Origin of the sequence: Streptomyces asoensis, assembly GCF_013085465.1 — a bacterium.
Classification (GTDB): Bacteria; Actinomycetota; Actinomycetes; order Streptomycetales; family Streptomycetaceae; genus Streptomyces; species Streptomyces cacaoi_A.
This window is the reverse complement of the sequence record NZ_CP049838.1, coordinates 4230844-4252662: the sequence shown is the minus strand read 5'-3', so window position 1 is coordinate 4252662 and position 21819 is coordinate 4230844. Positions and strand designations below refer to the sequence as shown.

At 70.7% G+C, this 21819-nt stretch carries 20 protein-coding genes; 9 read left to right on the top strand and 11 right to left on the bottom strand.

Annotated features, from left to right (window positions below; genetic code table 11):
- The first annotated feature begins 142 nt into the window (after positions 1–142).
- From G9272_RS18870 to G9272_RS18860, 3 genes are read left to right on the top strand one after another with little or no spacing between them, the layout of a single operon-like run.
- Positions 143–1315 carry a 5-(carboxyamino)imidazole ribonucleotide synthase gene (locus G9272_RS18870; RefSeq protein ID WP_171397668.1) on the top strand — a complete coding sequence of 391 codons (1173 nt, stop codon included), beginning with the start codon at positions 143–145 and terminating at the stop codon, positions 1313–1315.
- Positions 1312–1833, top strand: coding sequence for a 5-(carboxyamino)imidazole ribonucleotide mutase (gene purE, locus G9272_RS18865; protein ID WP_171397667.1), 522 nt, complete (start codon positions 1312–1314; stop codon positions 1831–1833). The genes G9272_RS18870 and purE overlap by 4 nt, the downstream gene beginning before the upstream one ends.
- A 5-nt stretch (positions 1834–1838) precedes the next feature.
- The gene (locus G9272_RS18860) at positions 1839–3017 is read left to right on the top strand and encodes a dipeptidase (RefSeq protein ID WP_171397666.1); all 1179 of its coding nucleotides are present in this window, start codon (positions 1839–1841) and stop codon (positions 3015–3017) included.
- Here the strand turns inward: G9272_RS18860 and G9272_RS18855 are convergent.
- Complete coding sequence (locus G9272_RS18855; RefSeq protein WP_171397665.1) at positions 2966–4105, bottom strand: alkene reductase; 1140 nt, start codon at positions 4103–4105, stop codon at positions 2966–2968. The genes G9272_RS18860 and G9272_RS18855 overlap by 52 nt on opposite strands.
- 62 nt (positions 4106–4167) lie before the next feature.
- On the opposite strand from G9272_RS18855, the gene G9272_RS18850 reads away from it, so the two are divergent.
- Positions 4168–4527, top strand: a complete 360-nt coding sequence (locus G9272_RS18850; RefSeq protein ID WP_171397664.1) for a MerR family transcriptional regulator — start codon at positions 4168–4170, stop codon at positions 4525–4527.
- 96 nt (positions 4528–4623) lie between these two features.
- The gene (locus G9272_RS18845; RefSeq protein ID WP_171397663.1) at positions 4624–5793 is read left to right on the top strand and encodes a dipeptidase; all 1170 of its coding nucleotides are present in this window, start codon (positions 4624–4626) and stop codon (positions 5791–5793) included.
- 17 nt (positions 5794–5810) lie between these two features.
- Here G9272_RS18845 and G9272_RS18840 read toward each other — a convergent pair whose 3' ends face one another.
- Both G9272_RS18840 and G9272_RS18835 read right to left on the bottom strand, forming a co-directional pair.
- Entirely contained in the window at positions 5811–6209 is a 399-nt protein-coding gene (locus G9272_RS18840) for a VOC family protein (RefSeq protein ID WP_171397662.1), read from the bottom strand.
- 68 nt (positions 6210–6277) lie between these two features.
- Positions 6278–6637, bottom strand: coding sequence for a VOC family protein (locus G9272_RS18835; protein ID WP_171397661.1), 360 nt, complete (start codon positions 6635–6637; stop codon positions 6278–6280).
- Between the two features lie 93 nt (positions 6638–6730).
- Between G9272_RS18835 and G9272_RS18830 the strand changes: the two genes are divergently transcribed.
- Positions 6731–7258 (top strand): CGNR zinc finger domain-containing protein, encoded by a 528-nt coding sequence (locus tag G9272_RS18830; protein WP_171397660.1) that lies wholly within the window; start codon positions 6731–6733, stop codon positions 7256–7258.
- A gap of 139 nt (positions 7259–7397) precedes the next feature.
- On the opposite strand, the gene G9272_RS18825 is transcribed toward G9272_RS18830, so the two are convergent.
- Positions 7398–8741 carry a UDP-glucose dehydrogenase family protein gene (locus G9272_RS18825; RefSeq protein ID WP_171397659.1) on the bottom strand — a complete coding sequence of 448 codons (1344 nt, stop codon included), beginning with the start codon at positions 8739–8741 and terminating at the stop codon, positions 7398–7400.
- Positions 8742–8941: 200 nt separating this feature from the next.
- Here G9272_RS18825 and G9272_RS18820 point away from each other — a divergent pair, with 200 nt between their 5' ends.
- On the top strand, positions 8942–10099 hold the full coding sequence (locus G9272_RS18820) for an acyl-CoA dehydrogenase family protein (protein WP_301272137.1): 1158 nt from the start codon (positions 8942–8944) through the stop codon (positions 10097–10099).
- Between the two features lie 151 nt (positions 10100–10250).
- Here the strand turns inward: G9272_RS18820 and G9272_RS18815 are convergent, their stop codons facing one another.
- Positions 10251–10811, bottom strand: coding sequence for an acyl-CoA thioesterase (locus tag G9272_RS18815; RefSeq protein WP_171397657.1), 561 nt, complete (start codon positions 10809–10811; stop codon positions 10251–10253).
- A gap of 120 nt (positions 10812–10931) precedes the next feature.
- Here G9272_RS18815 and G9272_RS18810 point away from each other — a divergent pair, with 120 nt between their 5' ends.
- Positions 10932–12212, top strand: a complete 1281-nt coding sequence (locus G9272_RS18810) for an LCP family protein (protein WP_171397656.1) — start codon at positions 10932–10934, stop codon at positions 12210–12212.
- 79 nt (positions 12213–12291) lie between these two features.
- Here G9272_RS18810 and G9272_RS18805 read toward each other — a convergent pair whose 3' ends face one another.
- Positions 12292–12654, bottom strand: coding sequence for a four-helix bundle copper-binding protein (locus G9272_RS18805; RefSeq protein ID WP_020128538.1), 363 nt, complete (start codon positions 12652–12654; stop codon positions 12292–12294).
- Between the two features lie 130 nt (positions 12655–12784).
- The gene (locus G9272_RS18800; RefSeq protein ID WP_437184284.1) at positions 12785–14245 is read right to left on the bottom strand and encodes an LCP family protein; all 1461 of its coding nucleotides are present in this window, start codon (positions 14243–14245) and stop codon (positions 12785–12787) included.
- A gap of 132 nt (positions 14246–14377) precedes the next feature.
- Between G9272_RS18800 and G9272_RS18795 the strand changes: the two genes are divergently transcribed.
- Positions 14378–15421 carry a glycosyltransferase family 2 protein gene (locus G9272_RS18795; protein ID WP_171397654.1) on the top strand — a complete coding sequence of 348 codons (1044 nt, stop codon included), beginning with the start codon at positions 14378–14380 and terminating at the stop codon, positions 15419–15421.
- Positions 15422–15506: 85 nt separating this feature from the next.
- On the opposite strand, the gene G9272_RS18790 is transcribed toward G9272_RS18795, so the two are convergent.
- From G9272_RS18790 to G9272_RS18775, 4 genes are all read right to left on the bottom strand, one after another.
- Positions 15507–17153: an LCP family protein gene (locus tag G9272_RS18790; protein WP_437184283.1), complete on the bottom strand. Its 1647-nt coding sequence runs from the start codon at positions 17151–17153 to the stop codon at positions 15507–15509.
- An 81-nt stretch (positions 17154–17234) separates the two neighbouring features.
- Positions 17235–19013, bottom strand: a complete 1779-nt coding sequence (locus G9272_RS18785) for an LCP family protein (protein WP_171397653.1) — start codon at positions 19011–19013, stop codon at positions 17235–17237.
- Between the two features lie 242 nt (positions 19014–19255).
- Positions 19256–20485 carry an LCP family protein gene (locus G9272_RS18780; protein ID WP_437184282.1) on the bottom strand — a complete coding sequence of 410 codons (1230 nt, stop codon included), beginning with the start codon at positions 20483–20485 and terminating at the stop codon, positions 19256–19258.
- A 455-nt stretch (positions 20486–20940) separates the two neighbouring features.
- Positions 20941–21699, bottom strand: a complete 759-nt coding sequence (locus tag G9272_RS18775; protein ID WP_171397652.1) for a TIGR03089 family protein — start codon at positions 21697–21699, stop codon at positions 20941–20943.
- Positions 21700–21819 lie beyond the last annotated feature (120 nt).

Here is a 21819-nt window from a genome sequence, read left to right as displayed (position 1 = left end):
ACTCTTGTCGGTTTCCTGTGGTCCGGCTCACGGGTCCGTGACCAGCGGGGAAGAAGCGGGGAAACGGTCGGTATGAGACGGGAAAGGTCCCGGTAAGAGGCACGGAATTCGGCCGCGGTGGCGTGGCCGATACCCTGGGGTCGTGACGTTCCCGGTAGTCGGCATGGTCGGCGGGGGCCAGCTCGCTCGTATGACACACGAGGCGGGCATCCCGCTCGGCATCAGATTCAAGCTCCTCAGTGACACCCCACTGGATTCCGCGGCGCAGGTCGTGAGCGATGTCGTCATCGGCGACTATCGCGATCTCGACACGCTCCGCGAGTTCGCGCGCGGGTGCGATGTGATCACCTTCGATCACGAACACGTACCCACCGAGCACCTCAGGGCGCTGGAGGCGGACGGCATCCCCGTCCGCCCGGGCCCCGACGCGCTGGTGCACGCCCAGGACAAGGGGGTGATGCGCGCGCGACTCGACGCGATCGGCGTTCCGTGCCCCCGGCACAGGATCGTGACCGACCCGGCGGACGTCGCCGCGTTCGCCGCGGAGGGCCTGGCCGAAGGCGCCGAGGGCGACGGCTTCCCGGTGGTCCTCAAGACCGTCCGAGGCGGCTACGACGGCAAGGGCGTGTGGGTCGTCGACTCGGTCGAGGAGGCGGCCGACCCCTTCCGGGCCGGCGTCCCCGTCCTGGCGGAGGAGAAGGTCGACTACGTCCGCGAGCTCGCCGCCGACGTCGTCCGCTCCCCGCACGGCCAGGCCGTCGCGTACCCGGTCGTCGAGTCGCAGCAGGTGGGCGGCGTCTGCGACACGGTGATCGCCCCCGCGCCCGGCCTGGACGGTTCCCTCGCGCTGCGGGCCGAGGAGATGGCCCTGCGGATCGCCAAGGAACTGGACGTGGTCGGCCACCTCGCGGTCGAACTCTTCGAGATCCGTCACGCCGACGGGTCTCCCGGGGTCCTGGTCAACGAACTCGCGATGCGCCCGCACAACTCGGGCCACTGGTCGATGGACGGCGCGATCACCTCGCAGTTCGCCAACCACGTCCGCGCCGTCCTCGATCTCCCCCTCGGCGACCCGCGTCCGCGCGCCAAGTGGACGGTCATGGTCAACGTCCTCGGCGGCGACTACCCGGACATGTACTCGGCGTACCTGCACTGCATGGCGCGCGACCCCCAGCTGAAGATCCACATGTACGGCAAGGACGTGAAGCCCGGCCGCAAGGTCGGCCACGTCAACACCTACGGCGACGACCTGGACGACGTCCTCGAACGCGCGCGTCACGCAGCCGGTTACCTGAGAGGCACGATCACCGAATGAGCCCTGTTGTAGGCATCGTCATGGGGTCGGACAGCGACTGGCCCGTCATGGAGGCCGCCGCGCAGGCCCTCGACGAGTTCGAGATCGCGTACGAGGTCGACGTCGTCTCCGCGCACCGCATGCCGCGCGAGATGGTCGCGTACGGCGAGCAGGCGGACGGGCGCGGACTCAAGGTGATCATCGCGGGCGCCGGCGGCGCCGCCCACCTCCCCGGCATGCTCGCCTCCGTGACCCCGCTGCCGGTGATCGGCGTACCCGTGCCCCTGAAGTACCTGGACGGCATGGACAGCCTGCTGTCGATCGTGCAGATGCCGGCCGGTGTCCCGGTCGCCACGGTCTCGGTGGCTGGCGCCCGCAACGCCGGTCTGCTGGCCGCCCGCATCCTCGCCACCCACGACGAGGAGCTGCTCGCCCGCATGCGGGACTTCCAGCAGGAGCTGAACGACCAGGCCACCGAGAAGGGCAAGCGGCTGCGCGCCAAGGTCGAGGGTTCGAACGGCTTCGGTTTCGGAAAGTGACGGAGATGACCTCACTGGACGCGGCCCGCGAGCTCCTGCGCGAGTTCCCCGTCGTCGACGGCCACAACGACCTGCCCTGGGCGCTGCGCGAGCAGGTCCGCTACGACCTCGACGCCCGCGACATCGCCGGCGACCAGCACGCCCACCTGCACACCGACATCCCCCGGCTGCGCGAGGGCGGGGTCGGTGCGCAGTACTGGTCGGTGTACGTGCGCGCGGACCTGCCCGACGCGGTCCCGGCGACGCTGGAGCAGATCGACTGCGTGCGGCGGCTCATCGCCCGTCACCCGCGGGACCTGCGCGCCGCGCTGACGGCCGCGGACATGGAGACGGCGCGCGCGGAGGGCCGTATCGCCTCGCTCATGGGGGCGGAGGGCGGCCACTCCATCGCCAACTCGCTCGGCACCCTGCGCGGCCTGTACGCGCTCGGCGTGCGCTACATGACGCTCACCCACAACGACAACGTGGACTGGGCGGACTCCGCGACCGACGCACCCAAGGCCGGCGGCCTGTCCGCCTTCGGCCGCGAGGTCGTGCGCGAGATGAACCGCGAGGGCATGCTGGTCGACCTCTCGCACGTGGCGGCGACGACGATGCGGGACGCGCTCGACGCGACGACCGCGCCGGTGATCTTCTCGCACTCCTCCGCGCGAGCGGTGTGCGACCACCCCCGCAACATCCCGGACGACGTCCTCGAACGCCTCCCCGCCAACGGCGGCATGGCGATGGTGACCTTCGTGCCGAAGTTCGTCCTCCAGGCGGCGGTCGACTGGACGGCCGCCGCCGACGACAACATGCGCGCGAACGGTTTCCACCACCTCGCCACCACGGCCGAGGCGATGAAGGTCCACCGGGCCTTCGAGGAGACGAACCCCCGCCCGATCGCCACCGTCGCCACGGTCGCCGACCACCTCGACCACATGCGCGAGGTCGCCGGCATCGACCACCTCGGCATCGGCGGCGACTACGACGGCACCGCCTTCACCCCCGACGGCCTCGACGACGTCTCCGGCTACCCCAACCTGATCGCGGAGCTCCTCGACCGCGGCTGGTCCCGGCCGGACCTCGCCAAGCTGACCTGGCAGAACGCGGTACGCGTACTCGGTGCGGCGGAGGACGTGGCCCGTGGCCTTCAGGCGACCCGGTCGCCGTCCCACGCGACGATCGAGTCGCTGGACGGCTGAGCGGGCCCGTCGGGCAGGGCGGGGTAGTCGGTGTAGCCGACCGCCCCGCCCACGTACATCAGGTACCGGTCCCGCAGGGGGTTCAGCGGCGCCCCCCGGCGCAGCCGGTCGACCAGGTCGGGGTTGGCCAGGAACGGTCGCCCCAGGGCGATCAGCTCGGCTCCGGCGGCGAGCAGCCGGTCGACCGCGCGGGACACGGCGTCCGTGGTGAGTTCCGGCAGCACCGGGTTGGCGACGAGCGTCCCCGGCCACTCGGCCCGGATCCGGCGGAACAGCGGCGCGTCCGGGTCGGCGTACACCACGTGCAGATACGCGAGCCCGAGGCCCTTCAGCCGCTCGACGAGCGCCGGGTAGAGCTCCGCCGTCTCGTCGTCGCCCTCCTCGATGCCGTTGAAGGTGACGCCGGGCGAGATCCGTACGCCCACCCGCTCCGCGCCGATCTCCGCGGCGACCGCCTCCACCACCTCCGCCGTGAACCGGATCCGCCCGGCGACCGAGCCGCCGTAGGCGTCGGTGCGGCGATTGGTGTTGCCGGCCAGGAACTGGTGCAGCAGATGGCCGTTGGCGGCGTGCACCTCCACGCCCTCGAAACCGGCGTCGAGCGCGTTGCGGGCGGCCGCGGCGAAGTCGGCGACGGTGGCGCCGATGTCGTCCGGGCTCATCTCCCGGGGCGTGACGGCAGGCCGGTGACCCTCCGGCGTGAAGATCGTCTCCGGCAACGGGACGGGGGAGGGGGCGACGGGCGTCAGCCCGCTGGTCGCCGGATGACTCACCCGCCCGCCGTGCTGGAGCTGGAGGAACATCCGGCCGCCCGCGTCCCGCACGGCGTCGGTCACCCGCCGCCATCCGGCCACGTGCTCGGGCCGGTGGATCGCGGTGATGTTCGGATACGTCTGCCCGACCGCGTTGGGCGTCGCGGCCTCGGCGATGATCAGGCCGGCGGAGGCACGCTGGGCGTAGTACTCGACCATGAGGTCGCCCGGCGTGCCGTCGGCGGCGGCGCGGTTGCGGGTCAGGGGAGCCATGACGAGACGGTGGGGGAGAGCGAGCCCTCCCAGCCGGAACGGGGTGTCCTTGGTCGGTGTCATGGCGGTACCGTAGAAGTTGACACTGATGTCAGGTTCAAGTCCTTCCGGGACCGGGGGCAGTCATGCGGATCGGTGAACTGGCGCGGCGTACGAACGTCAGCGAGCGCTCCCTGCGCTACTACGAGGCCCAGGGGCTGCTGACCGCCGACCGCACCCCCGGCGGGCACCGGGACTACCCGGAGCGGGCCGTCGACCGGGTCGTGCTCATCCAGGAGCTGTTCGCGGCCGGGCTCCACAGCACCAAGATCGCCCAGCTGCTGCCGTGCATGCGGGACTCCGACGGGGGCCCCTCCGCCGTCGCCACCCCCAGGCTGGTGGCCGACCTCACCGCCGAACGCGACCGCATCGACCGTACGATCGCGGATCTGGTCCGGTCCCGGGACACCCTGGACGACGTGATCCAGGTGGCTGAGGGCACCTGACCGGCGCGTCCGTCCCCCGAACGCCTCGTCCACCAGGAAGTCGGCCGTCCGCCGTGCGACGGTGACCGTACTGCTGATCGACGTACGGAGACCGCCATGGCCGACCTCCATGACGAGCCGCACACCCTTCCCGAGGTCGGTGAGCTCGACGACGAGGCGCAGACGGCCCCGTTCAGCCCGTACGCGCCGCTCACGGCCGAGGAAGCCGCCGAGGCCGCCGAGGCCGCCCAAGCAGTCCAGGCCGCCCAGGAGCCCGAGAGCACCCCGCTGGAGCGCGCCCGGGCCCTCCTCGCCACGCACCCCGTCGCCGACGGCTACAGCGGACTGCCCTCGGCCCTGCGTCACCTGCCCTGCTACGACCTCCAGCTCGGCGAGAGCGCCGTCGACACGGACGTGCCCCGGCTGCGCCGCGGCAATGTCGGCGCGCTGCTGTGGTCGCTGCACCTGCCCGAGGGCCTCGTCGCCGACCGGGCCGTCGGGGCCACCCTGGAGCAGCTGGACCTCGTCCGGTCGGTGATCGCCGCCCACCCCGAAGGGCTGCGGCTCGCCCGCAGCGCCGGGCAGGTCATCGACGCCCGCAACTGCGGCCGCGTCGCCATCGTCCTGGGCCCGGCCGCGGCCGCCGCGCTCGACGACTCCCTGGGCGTCCTGCGCGTGCTGCACTCCCTCGGGCTGCGCGTCCTCACCCTCGCCGGCACCTCCTGGGCGGGCGACGCGGGGCTGACCCGGTTCGGCGAGGAGGTCCTGCGCGAGATGAACCGGCTCGGCGTGCTCGCCGACCTCTCCGGCGCCTCCGACCTCACCGTCGGCCGCGTGCTCACCCTCTCCAGGACGCCGGTCCTGTGCACCCGCTCCGCCGCCGCCGCGCTGCGCCCCCATCCCGCCAACCTGTCCGACGAACTGCTCGCCGGGCTGGGCGAGGCCAAGGGACTCTGCCTGGTGCCGCTGACCGCCGAGCAGACCGGCCCCGGCCTGCGGGACGTGGCCGACCACCTCGACCACGTCCGCGCGATCGCCGGCCCGGCCTGCGTCGGCCTGTCCGGCCTCTACGACTCCGGCGCCGCCCACCCGCAGGGCCTCGCCGACGCCTCCGGCTATCCGCATCTGATCGCCGAGCTGCTCCGCCGGGGCTGGCCGGAGGCCGACATCACCCTGCTGACCTGGGGCAACGTGCAGCGCGTCCTGCGCACCGCCGACTTCACGGCCCGAGCGGCCCAGGACCGCAGGGAGCCGTCGACGGCGAGGATCGCGGAGCTGGACAGATAGGCCGCAGGGCAGGGCCGCTACGCGTGCTCGACCCGGCACAGGCAGAACGGATGTCCCGCCGGATCGGCGTACACCTGGAAGTCCTTCTTCTCACGGTCCTCCAGATCCAGCGGCCGCGCGCCCAGCGCCAGCACCCGCTCGTGGGCCGCGTCGATCTCCGCCCAGGTGGCGCCGCCGTCGAGATCGAGGTGGAACTGCTGCGGATTGCGGTCGGCGCGCGGCCACTCCGGCGGGGTGTACCCCTCCACCTGTTGGAACGCGATCCGGGGACCGCCGGGGACGTGCAGGACGAACCAGTCGTCCTCGCCGTCCTCGGCCTCGGGCGTACCGCCCAGGACCGCCGCGTAGAAGTCGGCGAGCGCGCGCGGGTCGGGACAGTCGAGGACGACGGAACGGAAGCGGGCGACGGGCGGCATGGAATCCTCCTGGCTCGAGCGCGGTACGGGGCTTCGACGGGCGTGCGGCTTCGACAGTTGTGCGGGCTTCAGCAGCTGCACAGGCAGAACGGGTGCCCAGCCGGATCCGCGTAGACACGCCAGCCGCGTGAGTGGTCCTCCGCGTCCAGCGGCTTCGCGCCCAGCGCCAGCACGCCCCGCTCGGCGGCGTCCAGGTCGTCGACGGTCAGGTCCAGATGGAACTGCTGCGAGTGGTCGGGCGCGGGCCACGCGGGCGGTACGAACCCGGGGGCGGCCTGGAAGGCCAGCGACCGACCGCCGGGCACCTTCACGTCGACCCAGTCCCCCTCGCCCTCGACGGTGCCGCCCAGCACCTCGGCGTAGAAACCGGCCAGCGCGCCCGGGTCGGGACAGTCCAGAACGACGACGCCCAGCTTGGCGAGAGCCATGACTTCCTCCAGTGGTCCGGGATGGTTACCTCTAAGGCCGGGTAACCAGTAACGGTTACTGCATGCTCCCGCATTGGCGGTAACGTCGCAAGCATGAATGACCGATCGGCGGCGCCCGGGAGCCTGGCCCTGGTCGAGTCCCTGGTGAACACGCTGGACCTCGAGTCGGGCGCGGACGCGCTGGACACCGCGGAGGGCCGGGCGCGCTTCGGGCTGCCGGAGAACACCGACGGCGCCGGGGACGCGGCCGGCGAGCTGGCGCGGGCCCGTGAGCTGCGCGAGTCCCTGCGCGCCGCCCTGCTGGCCCACGCGGGCCATCCGCCGCACCGCGAGGTGACCCCGCTGGGCGAGCTGCTGGCGTCGGCGCCCCTGCTGGTGACGATCGACGAGCACGACGGCTCCGCCCGCCTGGCCGCCGCCGGAGCGGCCTCGCTGCTCTCCCGTACGGCCGCCGCGGTGGCGGATGCGCTGATCGCGGGCACCTGGACCCGGCTGAAGGCCTGCGAGGCCGTCACCTGCCACTGGGCGTACTACGACCGCAGTCCGGCGGGCCGGGGGCGGTGGTGCTCGATGCAGGTGTGCGGGGCGCGCGCGAAGATGCGCCGGTACCGGGCGAAGTAGTTCACCGGCCGGAGCACGGGCCGGTGGTGCAGAATGCAACAAGACGCCGGTTCGGCCGACTGAGCCTCGGCCGAACCGGCGTCGCTCTGTGGGTAGGCCTGCGCCTTGCGTGTGGCTGTGCCCGTGCTTGTTCCCGCGCCTACGCGGTCGGGCGGCCCATCGCCCGGTAGGTCCATCCGGCCTTGCGCCACAGGACCGGGTCGAGCGCGTTGCGTCCGTCGAGGATCAGCCGGGTCGTCGCGACCTCCCCGAGCTGCGCCGGGTCGAGCTCGCGGAACTCCTGCCACTCGGTGAGGTGCAGTACGGCGTCGGCGCCCCGGACGGCCTCCAGGGCCGAGTCCGCGTACCCGAGCGTCGGAAAGACCCGGCGGGCGTTGGCCATGCCCTTCGGGTCGTACACCGTGACCTGACCGCCCTGGAGATGGATCTGCCCGGCGACATTCAGGGCGGGCGAGTCCCGTACGTCGTCGGAGTCGGGCTTGAAGGTGGCGCCGAGCACGGCGATCCGCTTGCCCAGGAAGGACCCGCCGCCCAGCGCCTGCCGTGCCAGCTCGACCATCTGCCCGCGCTGACGCATGTTGATGGAGTCGATCTCGCGCAGGAAGGTCAGCGCCTGGTCGGCCCCGAGCTCACCGGCACGGGCCATGAACGCCCGGATGTCCTTGGGCAGACAGCCGCCGCCGAACCCGATCCCCGCCCGCAGGAACTTCTTCCCGATCCGGTCGTCGTAGCCGATGGCCTCGGCCAGCTTGGCGACATCGCCGTCGGCGGCCTCGCACACCTCCGCCATGGCGTTGATGAAGGAGATCTTGGTGGCGAGGAAGGAGTTCGCGGAGGTCTTCACCAGCTCGGCGGTGGGGAAGTCGGTGACGACGAACGGCGACCCCTCGCCGATCGGCGTCTCGTACACCTGCCGCAGCAGCGCCTCGGCCCGCTCGCTGCGCACGCCGACGACGATGCGGTCCGGGTGCAGGGTGTCCTGGACCGCGAGCCCCTCGCGCAGGAACTCGGGGTTCCAGGCGAGCTCGGCGTCCGCACCGGCGGGCGCCAGCTCGGCGATCGTCCGGGCCAGCCGGTCGGCGGAACCCACCGGCACGGTGGACTTGCCGACGACGAGCGCGGGCCGCGCCAGATGAGGCGCGAGGGAGCCTATGGCGGACTCGACGTACGACATGTCGCACGCGTACTCACCGTGCTTCTGCGGGGTGTTGACGCACACGAAGTGCACGTCACCGAAGGCCCCCACCTCGGCCCAGTCCTGGGTGAAGCGCAGCCGCCCGCTGGACCCCTCGAACCCGGGGACGTGCCGGCGCAGCAGTTCCTCGAGCCCCGGCTCGTACATGGGGGTCTCGCCGCGTTCCAGCATCTCGATCTTTTCGCGCACGACATCGAGAGCGAGCACCTCGAAACCCAGCTCGGCCATGGCCGCGGCGTGCGTGGCGCCGAGATAGCCGGTGCCGATCACGGTGATCTTGAGGGCCATGAATGCTCCAGGTGGGATGTCGTCGCTGCGCGCCCGAGCATAGTCGGGGCGTGTCGGCTCCCTTCACCGGGCAGTTGTCAGGAGAAGGCGCCCCCTGTCGCCAAGCTCACGTATCACTCGGGTGGGAGGGCCCCTAAAATTTGAGTTACTTAACGGTAATTAGCGTCGGTGACCGTAGCGTTTTTGGAGCGTGAGACACCTTGGCCGGATCGGCTGACTTCGACCTGTACCGCCCGTCAGAGGAGCACGACATGCTCCGCGACGCCATCCGCTCGCTGTCCGAGGCGAAGATCGCGCCGTACGCCGCCGCGGTGGACGAGGAGGCCCGCTTCCCGCAGGAGGCGCTGGACGCGCTGGTGGCGAGCGACCTGCACGCGGTGCACGTCCCCGAGTCGTACGGCGGCGCGGGTGCGGACGCCCTCGCCACGGTGATCGTGATCGAGGAGGTCGCGCGGGCCTGTGTGTCCTCCTCGCTGATCCCCGCGGTGAACAAACTCGGCTCCCTGCCGGTGATCCTCTCGGGCTCCGAGGACCTGAAGAAGAAGTACCTGACGCCGCTCGCCAAGGGCGACGCGATGTTCTCGTACGCCCTCTCCGAGCCGGACGCGGGCTCGGACGCGGCCGGCATGAAGACGAAGGCGGTCCGCGACGGCGACCACTGGATCCTGAACGGCGTGAAGCGCTGGATCACCAACGCGGGCGTCTCCGAGTACTACACGGTGATGGCCGTGACGGACCCGACGAAGCGCTCGAAGGGCATCAGCGCCTTCGTGGTGGAGAAGTCGGACGAGGGCGTCTCCTTCGGCGCCCCGGAGAAGAAGCTGGGCATCAAGGGCTCCCCGACCCGCGAGGTCTACTTCGACAACGTCCGTATCCCGGCCGACCGCATGATCGGCGAGGAGGGCACGGGCTTCCTGACCGCGATGAAGACCCTGGACCACACCCGCATCACGATCGCCGCGCAGGCGCTGGGCGTCGCCCAGGGCGCCTTCGACTACGCCAAGGGCTACGTCCAGGAGCGCAAGCAGTTCGGCAAGGCGATCGCCGACTTCCAGGGCATCCAGTTCATGCTCGCCGACATGGCCATGAAGATCGAGGCCGCCCGTCAGCTGACGTACGCGGCGGCGGCCAAGTCCGAGCGACTGGACGCCGACCTCACCTTCCAGGGCGCGGCCGCGAAGTGCTTCGCCTCGGACGTGGCGATGGAGGTCACCACGGACGCGGTCCAGCTCCTCGGCGGCTACGGATACACCCGGGACTACCCGGTGGAGCGGATGATGCGCGACGCGAAGATCACGCAGATCTACGAGGGCACGAACCAGGTCCAGCGCATCGTGATGGCGAGGAACCTGCCGTAACGGTCTCCGAGCCGACGGCCGAAGGGTGCCCGGGGGGAACCGGGCACCCTTCGCTGCTTTCAGCCCTTCTCCACAGACACGGAGACGATGTCGGCGTGCGGTTTCTCACCGTGACGCTGATCATGCCGGGGCGGTCGGGTGAAGCGTCTGTTCAGTCCTCGAGCCCCTCCGCGACGCGGCGCTCGCGCAGTTCCCTGATCGCCCGGCGCCGGGCCAGCCGGTGGGTGCGGCGGATCTGGGCCTCCTGGTACCGCCTCTTGTCGCGTTCCGTCTCCGGGAGGACCGGGGGGACCACACGCGGTTTGCCGTCGGCGTCGACGGCGGCGAAGACCAGATAGGCCGAGCCGACCTGGGTCGGCGGCGCGGACTCGTTCCAGCGTTCGGCCAGGACCCGGACGCCCACCTCCATCGACGTCCGGCCGGTCCAGTTGACCTGCGCCTTCACATGGACGAGGTCGCCGACGCGGACCGGCTCCAGGAACGCCATCTCGTCCATGGACGCGGTGACGGCGGGCCCGCCGGAGTGCCGTCCGGCCACCGCGCCCGCCGCGTCGTCCACGAGTTTCATGATCACGCCGCCGTGCACCGTGCCCAGCAGGTTGGTGTCGTTGTGGCTCATGATGTGGCTGAGGGTGGTGCGGGAGGCGGATGTGGGCTTGCCCGGGATGTCCGGGGTGCTGCCCGAGTCCGCCGCGGTGACCTGGTCTGTCATGTCCTCCACCTTATGCCGACGGGGACAACCCGGGATTTTGTGTCAGCTTGGCAACAGCGGGGCCCTGATTCTCCGACGGCCCTTGTAAGGCACACAGCACTGCCCTGCACACTGGTCCGCATGAACGATTGGCCCGAGGGATGGTCCGACAGCGACCGCGGCAACCGGTACGGCGGCGGCAGCGCGAACGCGCAGCCCGAGAGCCCGCGTGTCATGCGGCAGGTCCGCCGCGGCCCGGCCGCGCCGCCGCAGGGCGCCGGCGTCCCGCAGCAGCCGTCGTACGTCAACGGCCAGGGACACGGCGACTACACGAACGCCCAGAACACCGGCTACGACAGCGGCTACAGCTCGGGCGAGGTCTACGGGGGCGGCGGCGACTCCGGCGGTCCGGGGGGCCTCGGCACCCGCGCCCCGCGTCCCGCGCCGAACTGGCGCCGCCGCATCAAGTGGACGGCGATCACCGTCCTGACCGTGCTGGTCGTGACGTCGGTGGGCACCTACTTCTGGGCCGACGGCAAGCTGAACCGCGAGGTCGACCTGTCGAAGGTCATCGACCGGCCCGAGGCGGGCGAGGGCACGAACTACCTGATCGTCGGATCCGACAGCCGTGAGGGCATGTCCGCCGAGGAGAAGAAGGAACTGCACACCGGGTCCGCCGAGGGCAAGCGCACGGACTCGATGATGATCCTGCACACCGGCTCCAACGGCGACACGCTGATCTCGCTCCCGCGCGACTCCGACGTGGAGATCCCGACGTTCGTCGGCTCCGAGTCCGGCAAGACCTACAAGGGCACCGGCCGGCACGTGAAGCTGAACGCCGCCTACGCCGAGGACGGGCCGGAGCTGCTGGTGCGCACGGTCGAGTTCAACACCGGTCTGCGCATCGACCACTACGTGGAGATCGGCTTCGCGGGCTTCGCGAACATCGTGGACTCGGTCGGCGGCGTCGAGATCGACATCCCGCAGGACATCAAGGACACCAAGTCGGGCGCCGACTTCAAGAAGGGCAAGCAGACCCTGAACGGCGAGGAGGCCCTCGCGTTCGTCCGCACCCGGTACGCGCTCGCGGGCTCCGACCTGGACCGTACGAAGAACCAGCAGAAGTTCCTCGCGGCCCTGGCCAACCAGGTGGCCACCCCGGGCACGGTCCTCAACCCCTTCAAGCTCTACCCGACCATGAGCGCGGGCCTGGACACCCTGATCGTCGACAAGGACATGGGCCTGTACGACCTGGGGTCGATGTTCTTCGCGATGAAGGGCGTCAACAGCGGCGACGGCAAGTCGATGAACATGCCCATCTCCGGTTCCACCGGCGGCAACCTCGTCTGGGACAAGGCGAAGGTGAAGACGCTGGTCAGCCAGCTGAAGAACGACGAGAAGGTCACCGTCTCGGGCAACTGAGCCGGCCGCAGGGCGACGCAGGGCGAATATCACTCAGGGGCACCCGCACCGGGTGCCCCTGAGTGCGTTCGGGCGACGGTCACATGGTGGCGCCCGCCATCGTGCGGCACATCTCGGCGCAGCGGCGACAGGACTCCGCACACCGCATCATCTGCGGATCGTCCGGCATGGCCATACACGCCTCGGCGCACATGTCGCACGCCTTGGCGCACATGGCGCACATCTCGGCCGACATGGGCGAGCGCCGCATCATCATGTCGGCGCACATGCGGGTCGTCTCGGAACAGTCCATGAGCGCGCGCATGATCTGCATCTGGGCCTGGCCGCCCATCTGCATGCAGGAGCTCATGGTCTCCTCGCACATGCTGTGGCAGGACATGCACGCCTCGACGCAGTCCTGCATCTCCTTGCTCATGGCGGTCATGGTTCCGGGCTGGGTCATGGCTCCTCCTGGGGGTGAGGGGGCCCGGCGGGCCCCGTGCGTGCCCTTCCGTCGTACGCCTCCCACGTGCCCCGCGCCATCGGGCGGACGGCTCCGTTCCGTACGTTTCGCACCAGAAACGCACATCCGCCTAGGAACAGCCCACTTCGTCCCCGCGCACCACTCCCGACTCGCCCTGCTCCACCTGGGCCGCCCGCACCTTCCGGACCTTGCGGAAGTCGGTCCCCGCGATGACCTTCAGCGTGGACCCGAGGCCCTTCACGGCCCGCAGTTCGCTGCCCGGCAGGGCCGTCGCGAGAGACTTCGCGGAGCGGTCCCAGCGGGGGTCGTAGGCGACGACCGTGCGCCGGGTCGAGGGGTCGGCCGCGCTGACCGGCTGCCGGGTCGTACGGAAGCCCGTCGCCGCCAGCGCCGCGTCCACCCGCTTGCCGAGTCCCGCCGTACGGGTGCCGTTCTCGACCTGGACGTGGATCTGCTGCGGGGCCACGTCCACGCGTGTTCCGTCGCCGCGCGGCCGGGCTCCCGCGGTGGCGAGGGGCTCGTCCTCGCGCAGGGCGCGGAAGAGGCGCTGCGCCTTCACCGGGTCCCACTTCAGCGTCGAGCCGAGGCCCTTCACGACGTAGTTCATCCGGCCGATGGGGACCGTCGTGAACTCGGAGGAGGAAGGGGAGAAGGTGCGCATCGCCCGGCCGAGGTCGAGGAGCTCGTCCGTGCCGAAGCCCCGGTCGGCCCGTACCGAGCCGAGCACCGCCCGCGTCACGTCCCGGAACCTCAGCGGGTTCAGCAGTACCCCGGAGGAGGTGGCCCGGTCCACCAGGGCCGCCAGGAAGCGCTGCTGGTGTTTCATCCTGCCCAGGTCGGACGAGGCGTCCGTGTGCCGGGAGCGGACGTACTGGAGGGCCTGGCCGCCCTTGAGCGTGTGCGCGCCCGGCGCCAGGTCCAGGCCCGTGTACGCGTCCTTCAGGGGCTCCGCCGTGCAGATCTTCACGCCGCCCAGCACGTCCACGGTCTTCATGAAGCTGGTGAAGTCGACCTCCAGGTAGTGGTCGATCTTCACGTGGGTCATGTTCTCGACCGTGCGGACGGTGAGCTGCGGCCCGCCCTCCGCGTAGGCCGAGTTGATCCTGATCGGGTGGCCGCTGTGCTCCTTGCCGGTGACCTGGTCGGTGTGCGGCGGCGTCTCGGCGTAGGAGTCGCGCGGGAGACTGACGACGCTGGCCCGCTCACGGTCGTCCGAGATGTGCACGATCATGATCGTGTCGGTGCAGTGACAGGGGGCCCCGCCCAGGCGGTAGCGGCGGCGCTCCGCCTCCGTGATGTCGTCGCGGCCGTCGGTGCCGACCAGCAGGACGTTCATGCCGTGGCCGGCCCGCGGACGGTTCTTCATGTCCTTGAAGGGGTCGACCCGGGTGATCTCCGCGTCGAGGCCGGCGACCACCGAGTGACCGATCCCGGCGGCGGCGAGCAGCACCACCGAGAGCGTGGTCGTCGCCCGCATGGCCCAGCGGGGGCGCCCGCGCCGGGCGGGACGACGTGGTGGACGGCGTGCCGGGTGGGGGCGACGCGGGGACCGGGACGGTGTGGGGGGCATACGGGGCACCTCCGGGCGGCGGCCGTGGGCGGTGGTGGCCGTTGGAACGGTAGGGCCATACGATCTGCCGACCGGCGCAGCGCACCCGGCGGGGCGGGCCGTGTCCCCCGTTCGCGGTAACGTGAGCCCCCTATGAACGCCAAGCCCGACGTGCAGCTCCCCGCAGTGTCCGTCATCATGCCCGTCCTCAACGAGGAGCGGCATCTGCGCGGAGCCGTCCAAGCGATCCTCGCGCAGGAGTACGCCGGCGAGATGGAGGTCGTGATCGCCATCGGTCCGTCCACGGACCGTACGGAAGAGATCGCGGCCGAGCTCGTCGCCGAGACAGCCTCCGGCAACAAGCGCGTGCACACCGTCCCCAACCCCTCAGGGCGTACGCCCGCCGCGCTCAACGCCGCGATCAAGGCCTCCCGCCATCCGATCGTCGTCCGCGTCGACGGGCACGGCATGCTCTCCCCGAACTACATCGCCACCGCCGTACGGCTCCTGGAGGAGACCGGTGCGCAGAACGTCGGCGGGATCATGCACGCCGAGGGCGAGAACGACTGGGAGCACGCGGTGGCCGCGGCCATGACCTCGAAGATCGGGGTCGGCAACGCCGCCTTCCACACGGGAGGGCAGGCCGGCCCCGCCGAGACCGTGTATCTCGGCGTCTTCCGGCGCGCGGCGCTGGAGCAACAGGGCGGCTACAACGAGGAGTTCATCCGCGCCCAGGACTGGGAGCTGAACTTCCGGATCAGGGAGGCCGGCGGGCTCATCTGGTTCTCGCCCGAGCTCAAGGTGTCGTACCGGCCGCGGCCCAGCGTCAAGGCGCTCGCCAAGCAGTACAAGGACTACGGCCGTTGGCGGCACGTCGTCGCCCGCTACCACGAGGGCTCCATCAACCTGCGCTACCTCGCCCCGCCCACCGCGGTGTGCGCGATAGCCGCCGGCATCGTCGTGGGCGCCGCACTCACCCCGCTGGGCTTCGTGATCCCCGGCGGCTACCTCGCGGCGATCGTCGCCGGGTCGCTGCCGGCCGGCAAGGGGCTGCCGCTGAAGGCACGGCTCCAGATCCCCGTGGCCCTCGCCACCATGCACATGTCGTGGGGCTTCGGCTTCCTGACCAGTCCCAAGGCGCTGGCCAGGAAGGTCATCGCCTCGCGGCGCCCCGCCGTCCTCACCGACGCGCACTGAGCACCGCACCGCCTCACCGGCAGCCGAAGGGGCGCGCTCACGAAGCACTTCCGGAGCGCGCCCTCAGGACGCCACAGGACCCGGGCTACCAGGTGTAGTTCGGGTCCACGTGCATGCACTGACTGGTGTCCGACGCGTTGATCGCCCCGGCCGTGTCGGGCGTCGTGTCGTCCTTCACCGGCGCCTTGTACGCCGTCCCCGACCGCCAGTCCGCGCCCACGACGACCGTGACCCCGGAGACCTCGGTGGACTTCTTCACCTGACCCGTCGGGATGCCGAGGGCCTTGGCGACCACCTCGGCGTCGCCCTCCAGGTCGGCGCTCGGGTAGCGGACCACCGTGGCCCCCACGGCCGTGGCCGCCGAGGTGTCCGCGACGGCCTCGGTGAATCCCTTGCCCGTCAGCACCTGGGTCACCGCCTTGGCGCGCCCGCTGACCGGCCCCAGCGCGCTCGTGGACGTCCCGTTGTGCACCTGCACCGCGATCTCGCCGATCGCGGCGGCCGGGTCGGTGACCGTCGGCGTCGGGCTGGCGGTGGCCTTCTTGGCGTCCTTGCCGTCCAGGGCGATGTCCTCGCGCACCAGACGGAACAGCTGCTTGGCGTCGTCCGTGGGCACCACCCGGCTGCCCTGGTAGCGGTTCGGCATCGTCGTCATCGTGATGCGCTCGGTGGGCACCTTCTTCAGCTCGCCCGCCAGGTCGTACATCTTCGTGATGGTGTCGAGGCCGTCGTCGACGGTGATCGCCTTCGTGGCCGCCTCGGCGAGCTTGCGCAGCTTGTTGGGGTTGGTCAGCTTGGCGTTCGCCCGCAGCTCGCGGACCATCGAGTTCATGTACATGTGCTGCGCCTTGGCACGGGCCAGGTCGGTGTCGTCCTCGAAGCCGTAGCGGGTACGCAGCCACTGGAGGGCCTGCTTGCCCTTGACGGCGTGCGTGCCCTCCTCCAGCTTCAGACCGGAGCCCTTGCCGGTGCTGGTGTGCGAGTAGACATTGGCGTCCACGCAGACCGGGACGCCGCCGATCGCGTCCGCCATCGACACCACACCGGAGAAGTCGATCATCATGAAGTGGTCGATGTGGATGTCGGTGAGTTTCTCCCAGGTGGCCACCGTGCAGCCCGGGCCGCCGCGACCGAGCGACACGTTCGTCATCTCGTCGGTCAGCGCCCCGTAGGTGGTCCCGTCGTCGGGGTCCGTGCACTTGGGGATGTCCAGCAGCGTGTCGCGCGGCATGCTCACCACCGACATGTTGCTGCGGTCCGCCGATATGTGCAGCAGCATCTGGACGTCCGCGAGCGGGGGACCGTCGAAGGTGTCCTTGGCGCCGCCGAGCTTCTGGTTCTCCGCCGTGTCACGGGCGTCCGAACCGATCAGCAGGATGTTCAGTGCCGTCTGCCCGGCCGAGTTGGCCTCCGTCTTGGCCGCCCGGTCCTTCGCGTCACCGATGTTCAGGTCGTCGCTCTTGATGTTCGCGTTCAGGTGTTCGTAGTAGAGGTATCCGGCCCCCGCGCCGCCGAGTATGACCAGCGCGAGCACCGTCGCCGACCAGCGCAACGCGCGTCGACGTCGGCGTCTGCGATCCGCGTTCCGGCCCGCGCCGCGCCCGCCACCCGCACCGCCACCCGCTCCGCCGTCCCCCTCGGACGCGGTCTCGTCCTGTTGTTCCCGCGCCGCCGGGGACACCGTGTCCTCGACCGCGGGAACCTCCCTCCGCACCCCACTGCTCCCCGCCAATTCCCCTGCCCCTCCCCGCCATGCGCCTGACACGGGCCCGTCCCGCGTCAAGTCAGACGCACGACGGGCCCGAAGGGTTACCTACTTGGCGCACTCGACCTTGTCCGCCGTGGACTTCTGGACCGTGTCCGGCACGGTGGTCGGAGCTGTGAGCGAGACGCCCGCGCCCTTGAAGTCCTTGCCCAGCGTCAGCGTCATCGTCGGCAGACCCTGGGAGTTCTCGACGCTCTTGCCCGGCTTCAGAGCGGTACCGGGCAGCCCCATGATGGCGGCGAGCTTGCGTGCCTGGTCGGCCTGGTCGGGCGCGTACTCGAGCGTCGTCTTGCTCAGTTCCGCGGGCGCGTTGCCCGCGTTCTCGGACTTCGTCACGCCCTCATCATTCTGTAGCCAGTTAAGAGTTTCCTGTGCGCTGCCGGCCGGAGCGCCGCCGTTCATGACCTGCACCCGCACCGCGGAGGCGGCGGACTGGGTGCCCTTGAGGCGGGCCGCCGCGGCCGCGGCAGCCGCGTTCTTCGACGCCGCCGCCTGCTCCTTCACCTCGGTGAAGGAGACGTCGTCCTTGATCATCTGGAAGACGGTGGGCGCCGTCGAGGCGTTCACGACGACCGTGGCCGCGACCTTCTCGGCCGGGTTGTCGACCACCGGCACGGTGGTGAAGGTCAGGTTCTTCACGTTGAGCTTGCCCAGCTCCAGACCCAGGTCCTTCAGCTTGTCGATGGTGTCCAGCTGGGAGTCGACGGTCAGCGCCTTCGTGCCCGCCTCCGCCAGCTTGATCATCTTGGTCGGGCTGGTGAGCGTGTCGTTCGACTTCAGCTTGCGCATCAGCGCGCTGAGGAACTGCTGCTGGAGCTCGATCCGGCTCAGGTCGCCGCCGAAGCCGACGGAGTGCCGGGTGCGCACGAAGGCCAGTGCCTGCTCGCCCTCGATGGTGTGGGTGCCCTTCGACAGCTTCAGATGCGAGTCCTCGTCGTCGATGTCCTTCGCCAGGCACACCTCGACGCCGCCGACCGCCGTGGTCAGCGTCTTGACCGCGTTGAAGTCGGCCACCATGAAATTGTCCGCCTGGATCCCGGTCAGTTCGGTGACCGTGCGCACGGTGCAGCTCGGCGTGCGATCGTCCTGCCCGAGGCTGGTGTTGAAGCGGACGCCGTCCGAGCCCTTGATGACCTTGGTGGAGCCGTCCTCCTGCTTGGTCTCGCAGTCCGGGACGTCCACGATCAGGTCGCGCGGGATGCTGAGCGCGGTCGCGTTCGTCCGGTCCTTGGAGACGTGCAGCAGGATCGTGGTGTCCGCGTGACCCACGCTGCCGGAGTCGCCGTAGCCCTCGTTGCCCGAACCGGTGCGCTTGTCGGTGCCGATCACCAGCAGGTTGATGGCCTTGTCCTTGCTGAAGCCACCGGTGCTCGCGCCGTCGTCGGAGACGGACGTGATGTTGTCGTTGAGGTGCTCGAGATAGAGATAGGCCGCACCGGCCGTACCCACCAGGACGAAAGCCATGATCCCGCCGGTCCACAGCAGGATCTTCTTCGCCTTCGACTTCTTCTTCACCGGCCGGCGGCCACGCCGGTTCGCCGCCGGTTCCTCCGGCGGTGCGCCCCGGCGGCGGCGCGGCGAAGGCACCTCCGGGTCCGGCGTCTCCTCGGGCGACGACGACGCCGAACCCCCGCCCGGCGCCGCCGTACGGCCGCGCGCCGCGCCTCCGCCGCCGGTCTTGCCGGAGTCGGATCTACGAGGCCCGGGCACCGACGATTGCGGTGCGGAAGGAGTCAGTCGCAGTTCGTATTCGCCGGTGTTCGGATTGAGCACCCACTGGTCTGCGGGGTCGATGTTGTCCGCCCGCCCACGGCCTTGCGCGTCCACGGTTGTCTGAATCCTCCGTCGGGGCCACGCGGCGCCTTTCCCCCTCAAGGCGCTCGGGTCTCGGTCACTCGGTGCGCGACCCCAGGAAGGACCTCGTGGCCGGGGGCACCGGATCGCTCACACTATCCGCCCGGTTCGGCGGCGAGCGACGGCCGTGACAAATTCCACGCCCCTACAAGTGGGCAATCCGTCCTATTTCTTTGAACTTGTGTTCGTCGGAAGGGGTCGGCTTGGCAAGCGCTTTACCCGCAGCCGTCCTCGGCGGCGGTGTTCCCGCGAAACGTGGGAGCGGGCGGAGTGGGCGAAACCGCCCCGGAAGCCGCAGGTCCCGGCGCCCGGAATCCGAACGGACCGTAGTCGCCCGACTCCGCGGGGGCGGAGTTCGTGGGAATTTCCTGAGAAACCACCACCGGCGCGTCCGTCCGCAGTCGTTCGAAGAGTTTCTCCGCCTCCGGCTCCACTAGTTGGTCGCGATTGGCGTTGTAGACGTACGACTCCCGTGGAACGGTCAGGAATTGCACATGTTCGGTGGGAATGTCCCGCAGGCCACGCACGAGTTCGTACAGTCCGCGCAGACTCGCCAGATCCGGGTCGGTGGTGAGCGAGGACGTGGCCGAGTCCAGCAGCGGATACAGCTTCACCGGGTTCAGCAGGACGTCATTGCTCTGCACCTTGTTGACGAGCGCCCCGAGAAACCGCTGCTGCCGGTCCATCCGGTCGGTGTCACTGCCGTTCCCGAGGGACTTGCGGGCCCGCACGTACCCGAGCGCCTGCTCCCCGTCGAGGGTGACCTTCCCGGCGGGCAGCCGCAGCTTGGCGGCCTTGTCGTCGATCGGCTCCTTCAGACACACCTCGACGCCGTCCACGGCGTCGACCATGTCCTTGAACCCGCTGAAGTCGACGACCACGTGATGATCGATCCGCACGCCCGTCAGCTTCTCCACCGTCCGGATCGTGCAGGCCGAACCCCCGCTCTGGAACGCGTAGTTGAACATCGCGAAGATCGGTTCGGTCCGCTTCCCGTCCGGCCGCAGACAGCCCGGTACGTCCACCATCAGATCGCGCGGGACGGAGACGGCGGTGGCGCTGCGCCGACCGGCCGCCAGATGCAGCAGGATCGTCGTGTCCGACCGCTCGGTCCCGGAGTCCCGCCCGTACTTCCGGTTCCCGTCCCCCGACCGTGAATCGGACCCTATGAGCAGGATGTTCTGCGCGTCCTTCACCAACGAGGTCGGCCGCTCCCTCGCATACCGCGCGAGCTCGGCCGCGGCCGCGTCGTCGGGCGTGATGTTCCCGTCCAGCTTCGCGTAGGCGACCCACCCCGCGATCCCGACCCCCAGGACGACCACCCCCACCGCCCCCACCCCGTACCGCACCCACCGCCGCCGACGCCGCCGTACGAGCCCCCGCCCGTCGGCGGACGCCCCCACTCCCGGCCCGAGAGGCCCACCGGAACCCGCCGCTTCCCTCACGTCCGATCCACCCCTCCCGCCTCCGGGCCCACTTCGGCCGTACGAGCGTGTAGAGCTGCCCTTACGACGATGCCGCGAAGCAGGCCGCGAGGGGGGACGGGGGTGGGCCGAACGGGTGAGGCGGCTGGGGGTGCGGGAATCCGGCCGGTGGGGTGGCTTGGGGGCGGGGGTGCGTAAATCCAGCCCGTCCGGCGCCCTGTGGGCGGGGGTGCGGGAATCCGGCCGGTGGGGTGGCTTGGGGGCGGGGGTGCGTAAATCCAGCCCGTCCGGCGCCCTGTGGGCGGGGGTACGTAGAGCGGCCCGTGCGGTGGCTTGTGGGCAAGGGTGCGTAAATCCAGCCCGTCCGGCGTTTGAGGACGAGGCCCCTTCAGGGCCGAAGCGGGGGTCTGGGGGCGGCAGCCCCCAGCGACGCCGACACGAACGCCGGGCACCGACCCTCCCGCCCGCCCGGAGGGCTACCGCGCAGTCGCCGTCACCCGCTCACTCTCGACCCGCTTGGCCACAGCCTCCTCGCCGGCCTCCGCCAGGTTCCGGCACAGCACCACGGACCCCCCGCTCGCCAGCGGCGCGTACAGCCCGGCGCTGAGCCCCTCCCACGTGTCGTACGCCAGCCCCGACAGCAGCCGGGAGCCGGGCCCCGTCAGCCCCAGCCCCGACGCCTCCGCCCGCGCCCGCTCCACGACCTCGGCCCCGGTGTACTCGGCCCCGGCCACGATCAGCGCGGGCTCCTCGGGGTCGACGGGAACGTACGGCACGAAACGATCCCCGAAGGTCGGGACGTTCACGGCATAGTCGTCGTACCCCTCCGGCGGGCCCGGCACGAACCGCCGCCCGAGCGGCGCCAGCGACAGCGCGTACCGCTCGCCCCGGCACGCCAGCCCCGCCTCGAACGATCCGGGACCGGCGACGACGAAGTCCGCCCGCGCCGGATCCCCGGCCACGTCGGCGACGACGCCCACCGACGAACACGCCAGCAGCCACACCGCCGTCTGCCAGTGCGCGGGCAGCAGCAGCGCGACCCGGTCACCGGGCTCGGCGGACAGTCCGTCCTGGAGGAGGTTGGCGGTTTTGGCCACCCAGTTGGCGAAGGTGGCCACGGACAATTCGACCCGCTCGCCCGTGGCGTCGTCGTAGAAGGTCACCAAGGGGCGCGCGGGGTCCGCGGCCAGCGCGGAACGCAGCAGGTCGGCCGGGGTGCGATCGGTGGCAGTCACCCGCGCAAGCGTACGCGCCGCCCTCGGTGCCGTACCGGTTGCCGGGCCCTCACGGAGCCACCGGTTCGGCCGAACGCGCCCGACGGCCCGTCAATTCCCCGATGGACAGAAATGTATGGA

What these genes read in the sequence shown, in the direction of transcription:
- G9272_RS18830 (WP_171397660.1), top strand. Translation starts at nt 6,731, where the DNA reads ATGAATGACCGATCGGCGGCGCCCGGGAGCCTGGCCCTGGTCGAGTCC.
- G9272_RS18835 (WP_171397661.1), bottom strand. Translation starts at nt 6,637, where the DNA reads ATGGCTCTCGCCAAGCTGGGCGTCGTCGTTCTGGACTGTCCCGACCCG.
- G9272_RS18795 (WP_171397654.1), top strand. Translation starts at nt 14,378, where the DNA reads ATGAACGCCAAGCCCGACGTGCAGCTCCCCGCAGTGTCCGTCATCATG.
- G9272_RS18825 (WP_171397659.1), bottom strand. Translation starts at nt 8,741, where the DNA reads ATGGCCCTCAAGATCACCGTGATCGGCACCGGCTATCTCGGCGCCACG.
- G9272_RS18800 (WP_437184284.1), bottom strand. Translation starts at nt 14,245, where the DNA reads ATGCCCCCCACACCGTCCCGGTCCCCGCGTCGCCCCCACCCGGCACGC.
- G9272_RS18805 (WP_020128538.1), bottom strand. Translation starts at nt 12,654, where the DNA reads ATGACCCAGCCCGGAACCATGACCGCCATGAGCAAGGAGATGCAGGAC.
- G9272_RS18850 (WP_171397664.1), top strand. Translation starts at nt 4,168, where the DNA reads ATGCGGATCGGTGAACTGGCGCGGCGTACGAACGTCAGCGAGCGCTCC.
- G9272_RS18840 (WP_171397662.1), bottom strand. Translation starts at nt 6,209, where the DNA reads ATGCCGCCCGTCGCCCGCTTCCGTTCCGTCGTCCTCGACTGTCCCGAC.
- G9272_RS18855 (WP_171397665.1), bottom strand. Translation starts at nt 4,105, where the DNA reads ATGACACCGACCAAGGACACCCCGTTCCGGCTGGGAGGGCTCGCTCTC.
- G9272_RS18815 (WP_171397657.1), bottom strand. Translation starts at nt 10,811, where the DNA reads ATGACAGACCAGGTCACCGCGGCGGACTCGGGCAGCACCCCGGACATC.
- G9272_RS18845 (WP_171397663.1), top strand. Translation starts at nt 4,624, where the DNA reads ATGGCCGACCTCCATGACGAGCCGCACACCCTTCCCGAGGTCGGTGAG.
- G9272_RS18860 (WP_171397666.1), top strand. Translation starts at nt 1,839, where the DNA reads ATGACCTCACTGGACGCGGCCCGCGAGCTCCTGCGCGAGTTCCCCGTC.
- purE (WP_171397667.1), top strand. Translation starts at nt 1,312, where the DNA reads ATGAGCCCTGTTGTAGGCATCGTCATGGGGTCGGACAGCGACTGGCCC.
- G9272_RS18810 (WP_171397656.1), top strand. Translation starts at nt 10,932, where the DNA reads ATGAACGATTGGCCCGAGGGATGGTCCGACAGCGACCGCGGCAACCGG.